The following is a 6,147-nucleotide window of genomic DNA, read 5'->3' on the forward strand; positions in this document are numbered from 1 at the left end:
AGCGCATCAGCTACGAGCAAGCGCTCAAGGCTGCCACAACTCACCGTCACGACTACGTGAACACCTACGTGGCCGACCTGATCAACGTGATCGACTTCGATGCCATTCGTGACGCCAAGCTACGTCTGGGCGTTGATCCGCTGGGCGGCGCCGGAGTGCGCTACTGGTCGGCCATCGCCGAGCATTACCGTCTGGATCTCGAGGTGGTCAACAAGGAAGTCGATGCGACGTTCCGTTTCATGACCGTCGACTGGGACGGCCAGATTCGTATGGACCCGTCGTCCAGCCATGCCATGCAGGGCTTGATCGGCCTCAAGGAGCGTTTCGACGTCGCCTTCGCCTGCGATCCGGATCACGATCGTCACGGCATCGTCACGCCGTCCGGTGGCTTGCTCGCTCCGAACAACTATCTGGCGGTGTCCATCGACTATCTATTCCAGAACCGTCCGCAGTGGCGCGCGGATGCCGCCGTGGGTAAAACCGTGGTCAGCAGCGGTTTGATTGATCGCGTGGCCAAGCGTCTGGGTCGTCGTTTGTACGAAGTGCCGGTCGGGTTCAAATGGTTTGCCGACGGTCTGTTCGACGGTTCTATGGGGTTTGGCGGGGAGGAGAGCGCCGGTGCGTCGTTCCTGCGCAAGGACGGTGGCGTGTGGAGTACCGACAAGGACGGTCTGATTCCAGCGCTGCTGGCCGCTGAAATGACCGCCCGAACCGGTCGCGACCCGAGCCAGGCCTATCGCGCATTGACCGATGAGCTGGGCGAGCCGTTCGCGGTACGTGTCGATGCCAAGGCCAATCCGGAGCAGAAAGCGCTGCTGAGCAAGCTGTCGCCAGCGCAAGTGACCTCGACCGAACTGGCCGGCGAAAAGATCCAGAGCATCCTCAGTCATGCACCGGGCAACGACCAGGCCATTGGCGGTCTGAAGGTAATGACTGAAAACGGCTGGTTCGCGGCGCGTCCTTCGGGTACCGAAGACATCTACAAAATCTACGCCGAAAGCTTCATCAGCGACGACCACCTCAAGCAACTGGTGGCTGAAGCGCAGACCTTGGTGGATGGCGCCATTTCCGCAAAGTAACGCCACGCGTATGCGATGTGAGGGCTTATCTGCTTTTGGAGGGGGCTATCTGTGGCGAGGGGATTTATCCCCGCTGGACTGCGCAGCAGTCCCCTTCAATGGAAAAGCAGGGCCGCTTCGCGACCCAGTGGGGATAATCTCTCGCCATAAGAGCCGTGTTGGCGGTAGATAGAAAAAAGGGGCGACCGTCATGGTCGCCCCTTTTTTTGCCTGCCATTTACGCCAGATCCACCAGCACGATTTCACTGTCTTCAATCGCGGTCACGGTCAGCACCCGTTCATGCGCCACGGCCACGCCGTCCCGCGCCTGAGCGCGCAAACCGTTGACCTCAATCACGCCGGTCGCCGGCACCAGATACGCCCGGCGCCCTTCATCGAGGCGATATTCCGCCGTTTCCCCGGCCTTGATGTTGGCGGCCACCAGACGCGCATCGGCGCGGATCCGCAAGCTCTGGTCGTCGCCAGCCTTGCCGCTGGCCAGGGTCACAAAGCCTTCGCGTTGACCTTTGGGGAACGGTTTCGCGCCCCACGACGGTGGTGCACCGGTTTCGGTCGGCAGAATCCAGATCTGAAAGATCTTGGTGTCTTTCGCTTCCAGGTTGTACTCACTGTGCGCGATACCGGTGCCGGCGCTCATGACTTGCACGTCGCCCGCTTCGGTACGGCCCTTGTTGCCGAGGTTGTCCTGGTGGGTGATCGCGCCTTCACGCACATAGGTAATGATTTCCATGTCGCGATGCGGGTGTTGCGGGAAACCGGTACCCGCGGCAATCACGTCGTCGTTCCATACGCGCAGGTTGCCCCAGCTCATGCGCTGAGGGTCATAGTATTCGGCGAACGAGAAGTGATGATGGGCATCCAGCCAGCCGTGATGGGCGCCGCCCAGCGAGCTGAAGGGTCTGAGTTCAAGCATGATCGTCTCCTTTGAAGGTTCGCCACGGGCGTGCGGACTGCACCCAGTGGTATATGACGGCGATCATCTATCAGGAAAGCATCGATAAAAAGCGTAAAAAGTGCGGCATGAGCATCGAATAAATTGATGGGAACAGCTGAAAAATCGTCGCATCGTACCTTCAGTTCATCCGCTAAGCCGATGACCTGTAAGCATTTCGCTAGAACTCGGCGGCGAATACAGACACCATAGCCGCAACAGCCTCACCCCGGAGTCCGTCAGCGTGGCGCAACACACACCCGATCTTCCCCCTGAACTTCGTCCTTTGGCCGAGATGCCCTGGTTCAAGCGTCTGGCCGCGCGTTTCTTTGGTCATGGCTTGACCCGCCTGCGCGCGCAACACCGAGCGTCGTGGTTGCACGGCCAGGCTGATGGTTTCCGCAGCGGTCATACCGCCGGTGTCGAATACGGCTTCAAAGAGGGCAAGCTCGAAGGGTTGGAAGAAGGGCGGCAGGTGCTGCTGATCCGTGACAGTCGCAGCACTGAACATCGTCCGCCGAATGTCGACAACCATTTATTCGATGACTGGCGCCTGCCGCTCACCGCCGAGCTGAAGAAGCGTATGAAGGCTGATGTTGCGCGGTTACTGCCCGAGTCCGCGCAACCGAGCGCAGCACAGTGGAAGATGATTTTCAGCGATACACCGTCGACATCCGTTGTCGCGGGCGCCGGCGCCGGCAAATCCACCACGCTGGTGCTGCGCATTCTGTTGCTCACGCATTATCTGGGCTTTGAGCTCGACTCAATGACCGTGGTGACCTTCACCCGTGAATCGCGCAAGGATTTCATCAACAAACTGCTCGAACTGTTCGCCCTTTGGGGCCAGCCGCTGAACCTGAAGCAGGCGCGGGAGCTGGTGCGCACCTTCCATTCGCGCATTCTGCCGATGGTGCGCAGCTTGCCGGGTTTCGAGCGCTTGCAGGCGTTCGAGAACCTCAGTCACCGGGTTCAGGGCGCTGAAGACGAGGTGGACAGCAATCCGTTCGACCTGCGGATCAACGACGCCCAGCGCCAGCAACTCAATGCCTGCTATCACCGCTTGTTCAACGAAGACGAGCGTTTTCGGCAACTGATCCAGCCGCTGTCCCGGGCGGGCTTGCAGCTCAAGGAGCTGGAGCGCGATCACCCGGATGTGCAAAAGCGCATGGCGGTGACCGAGCTTGCGTCCCGACGCGATGAAGAGCTGTGCGATGTCGTCGAGGATCTGTGGTTTCGTGCGGGTGCCTGGCCGATCAAGGGCATTGAGCCCAATCGCCAGACGTTCGACATCAACGGCTCGACATTCCACTGCCATGGCTACATTCCGAGTCTGGACGCCTGGGTCGTGCTCGGCTTCGATCCAAGGGAAAACCCGCAAGTCTGCCGGCCCAACGCCAAGCTGACGGTACGTGCGGAATGGGCGGTCAAGCGCACCCTGTTTCAAGCTTTCTGTCGTAAGCCATTGATCTGGCTGGACAGTTACGAATCATCAAAGCGCGTTCTGGCCACGTTGGCAGGCGACGCGACGGCCGGTCCGGGCTTCGATTACAAGGTCAAGGGCGAGTTGGCATCGGCGCCATTGCTCGACTGTTTTGTCGCCGCCGCCGGTTTCATCGAAAACCTGGGTCTGGACGTGCCGGACGCGGTGGGCCGCATGAGTTTCGCCAAGGATGACCCGGACCGGTTCTTCTTCGAGGCGCTGAGTCTGTTCTGGCGCGCTTTCGAAGATCACTTGCTCGATCAGAAACCGCCGGTGATGACCTACAACCGAATGTTTGCGCTGTTCAGTGAACACTCGCCGGAAAATCTGAAACTGCTCGGTGACGAACTGCTCCGGCCGATGGCGCACCTGATGATCGATGAGTTCCAGGACGTGTCGCCGCAAATCGTCTCCTGGATTCGCGCCAGTCTCACGGAGATCCGCAGCCGGGGCCCGGCCATGCATGTCGGGCGAGGCGCGCAACGCTCATCGTTGCTGTGTGTCGGGGATGACTGGCAGTCGATTTACGGCTGGCGCGGCAGTTCGCCGAGTTACTTCATGGAATTCAACAAGGAATTCCCGTCACCGAGTACCACGCGGGTGATGCTGAGCGACAACTACCGCAGTCACCAACACATCATTGATGCGGCTGAACACATCGTCCGCGCAGCGCCGGCGATTCCCGGCAAGAAAGCCAGGGCCAGTGGCGAGCCCAAGCCGGTGCAACCGGTCAATGTGCTGGAACGTGATGATCAGGGATTGGCGCAACGGCTTGCCGAACACTATCGCCAGGGTCATTCGATCTTGATGCTTTATCGAAAAAGCAGCGATAAGTCATTGATTGAAGAGCATATTCAGTCGGTAGTTAATGTGGATTCGAGCTTGCCCTACGAAGCCCGACGCCTGAAGCAGCTGACGTATCACAGTGCCAAAGGCTTGCAGGCCGATGCGGTGTTTTTGCTCGGCGATTGCCAGCACCTGACCAGTTCGCCTTACAAGAATCAGGTGTATCGCATGGCCGGATTGGGCAAAAGCGGCGACAGTGAACCCTACGACACGGCGCAAAAAGACGAAATCCTGCGCCTGGCTTACGTCGGCATCACCCGCGCGGTCAGCCATTGCTACTGGTACGTCGAACCGCAGGACGCGCAGGCGGTGAACATGCCCCGAGCATCCGACCGGGTCGCCAAGGGCAAACCGTTCTTTGTCGACCATCGCCCCGACAAACAAAGTGCCTGACCATGAAAAAGCCCGCATCAGTGCGGGCTTTTTTGTTTTCTATCAAAAGCTTAGGCGTAATTTTTAATGGATTCTGGAGGTACGAAGGATTCCAGCTCATCTTCCACCGCCTCAATGATGCGCTCGACATCGGCTGCATTCATCACGGTGGCGCAAGGGATGCCGGCGATGGCGATCATGGTTTCACCGCTGGCGCGATCAAACAGGCGGGCAATCATGCTGCCCGGCGCATCCATCGTGGCTTCGAAACCCATGGGATGAAAATGCCAGCGCATCAGTTGGCAGGCATTGGGGAACGTAACTTTGCTTGACCCTTTATTCATGTGTTGCCCGCCTTCTTCATCGAGCGCTTCCTTTTGCCCATGTTAGGAGGGAAGAGCCTTCATTGGCTCAACCGGTGACTGACATTAAAAGTAGCATCCGGATGTGAAATTCCTGTGAGATTTTTCAGTTCATTTTGCGATTGCTTCGCATTTTTTGATGTAAGTCACGGCCTACACAATCATCGCCAAAAGGCCACTAGCGATTAGGCATTGATGCAGATGCCGATCTTGGGCAAGCTCGGTTCTTTTTCGCCGAGCCACTTATGCACGCCGATAATGACGGCCCGGAACAGACCCAGGCCACGGCCGCCACGGTCATGCGCTATCACTTGAGCTGGAAGCATCGCGACCTGGACAGCGTCATGGCGCTGTATCACCCGGACATTCAGTACAACGATTTCTTCCAGAACCGCGTACTCGGCCTCGACGACTTGCGCGAGTACGTGCGCGTCAGCATGCCGCGAGAATCCGACGAATTGCTCGAGCATTGCGATCGCATCCGTGTCGACGGCAATACCGCCTTCATCCAGTACGAAGTGACATTGCGCGGTGGTGAAGGGCTGGTGTCGTTCCGTTCCAGTGAGGCGCTCATGGTCAAAGACGGCTTGATCTGGCGCGTCAACGAATACGCCTCGCTGGTGCGCACGCAGAATCAAAGCAGCAAGGCACCGAGCCAGCGTCCAGCGGTCAGTCGCCTCGGCCTGTCGCCACGCCAGCTGAGCTTTATGGCTGACGATCTGCAGCAGTACTTCGAGCGTCAGCAACCCTATCTCGATCCCGAACTGGACCTGCAACGGGTGGCGAAGGAGTGTGGCTACAGTCGCAATCAGATCTCCTACCTGTTGAATCAGGTGCTGGGGCAGAGCTTCTATCGCTACGTCAATCAGGCGCGCCTGCAGCATCTGCTGCGCGCGCTGGACACTGCCGCACCCCCGTTACGTATTGATGAACTGGCGTTCGCCGCCGGCTTCAACTCGTTGTCGGCGTTCTACAGCTGTTTTCGCCAGCACACCGGCCAGTCGCCGAAGGCGTACGCCAAACAAATTTCTTTGCGGACACGCGCGCAAGACTTCTCCTGAGCCCACGCACTAGGAA

5 protein-coding genes are annotated in these 6,147 nt (G+C 58.8%); 3 read left to right on the forward strand and 2 right to left on the reverse strand.

Going from position 1 to position 6,147, the window contains the following annotated elements; genetic code table 11:
- Positions 1–1,079: alpha-D-glucose phosphate-specific phosphoglucomutase (locus tag DBR24_RS28590; RefSeq protein WP_256591938.1), on the forward strand; the 1,079-nt coding region annotated here is incomplete at its 5' end.
- A 217-nt stretch (positions 1,080–1,296) separates the two neighbouring features.
- On the opposite strand, the gene DBR24_RS28595 is transcribed toward DBR24_RS28590, so the two are convergent.
- Positions 1,297–1,992, reverse strand: coding sequence for a pirin family protein (locus tag DBR24_RS28595; RefSeq protein ID WP_128616375.1), 696 nt, complete (start codon positions 1,990–1,992; stop codon positions 1,297–1,299).
- Positions 1,993–2,254: 262 nt separating this feature from the next.
- Between DBR24_RS28595 and DBR24_RS28600 the strand changes: the two genes are divergently transcribed.
- Entirely contained in the window at positions 2,255–4,729 is a 2,475-nt protein-coding gene (locus DBR24_RS28600) for a UvrD-helicase domain-containing protein (RefSeq protein ID WP_128616376.1), read from the forward strand.
- 50 nt (positions 4,730–4,779) lie between these two features.
- On the opposite strand, the gene DBR24_RS28605 is transcribed toward DBR24_RS28600, so the two are convergent.
- The gene (locus DBR24_RS28605) at positions 4,780–5,052 is read right to left on the reverse strand and encodes a DUF1652 domain-containing protein (RefSeq protein ID WP_123468581.1); all 273 of its coding nucleotides are present in this window, start codon (positions 5,050–5,052) and stop codon (positions 4,780–4,782) included.
- A gap of 263 nt (positions 5,053–5,315) precedes the next feature.
- On the opposite strand from DBR24_RS28605, the gene DBR24_RS28610 reads away from it, so the two are divergent.
- Complete coding sequence (locus DBR24_RS28610) at positions 5,316–6,131, forward strand: AraC family transcriptional regulator (protein ID WP_128616377.1); 816 nt, start codon at positions 5,316–5,318, stop codon at positions 6,129–6,131.
- The last annotated feature ends 16 nt before the right edge of the window (positions 6,132–6,147 follow it).

The sequence above is a fragment of the Pseudomonas sp. HMWF006 genome (genome assembly GCF_003061205.1).
In the GTDB taxonomy this organism is placed as follows: Bacteria; Pseudomonadota; Gammaproteobacteria; order Pseudomonadales; family Pseudomonadaceae; genus Aquipseudomonas; species Aquipseudomonas monsensis.

What these genes read in the sequence shown, in the direction of transcription:
- DBR24_RS28595 (WP_128616375.1), bottom strand. Translation starts at nt 1,992, where the DNA reads ATGCTTGAACTCAGACCCTTCAGCTCGCTGGGCGGCGCCCATCACGGC.
- DBR24_RS28610 (WP_128616377.1), top strand. Translation starts at nt 5,316, where the DNA reads ATGCACGCCGATAATGACGGCCCGGAACAGACCCAGGCCACGGCCGCC.
- DBR24_RS28605 (WP_123468581.1), bottom strand. Translation starts at nt 5,052, where the DNA reads ATGAATAAAGGGTCAAGCAAAGTTACGTTCCCCAATGCCTGCCAACTG.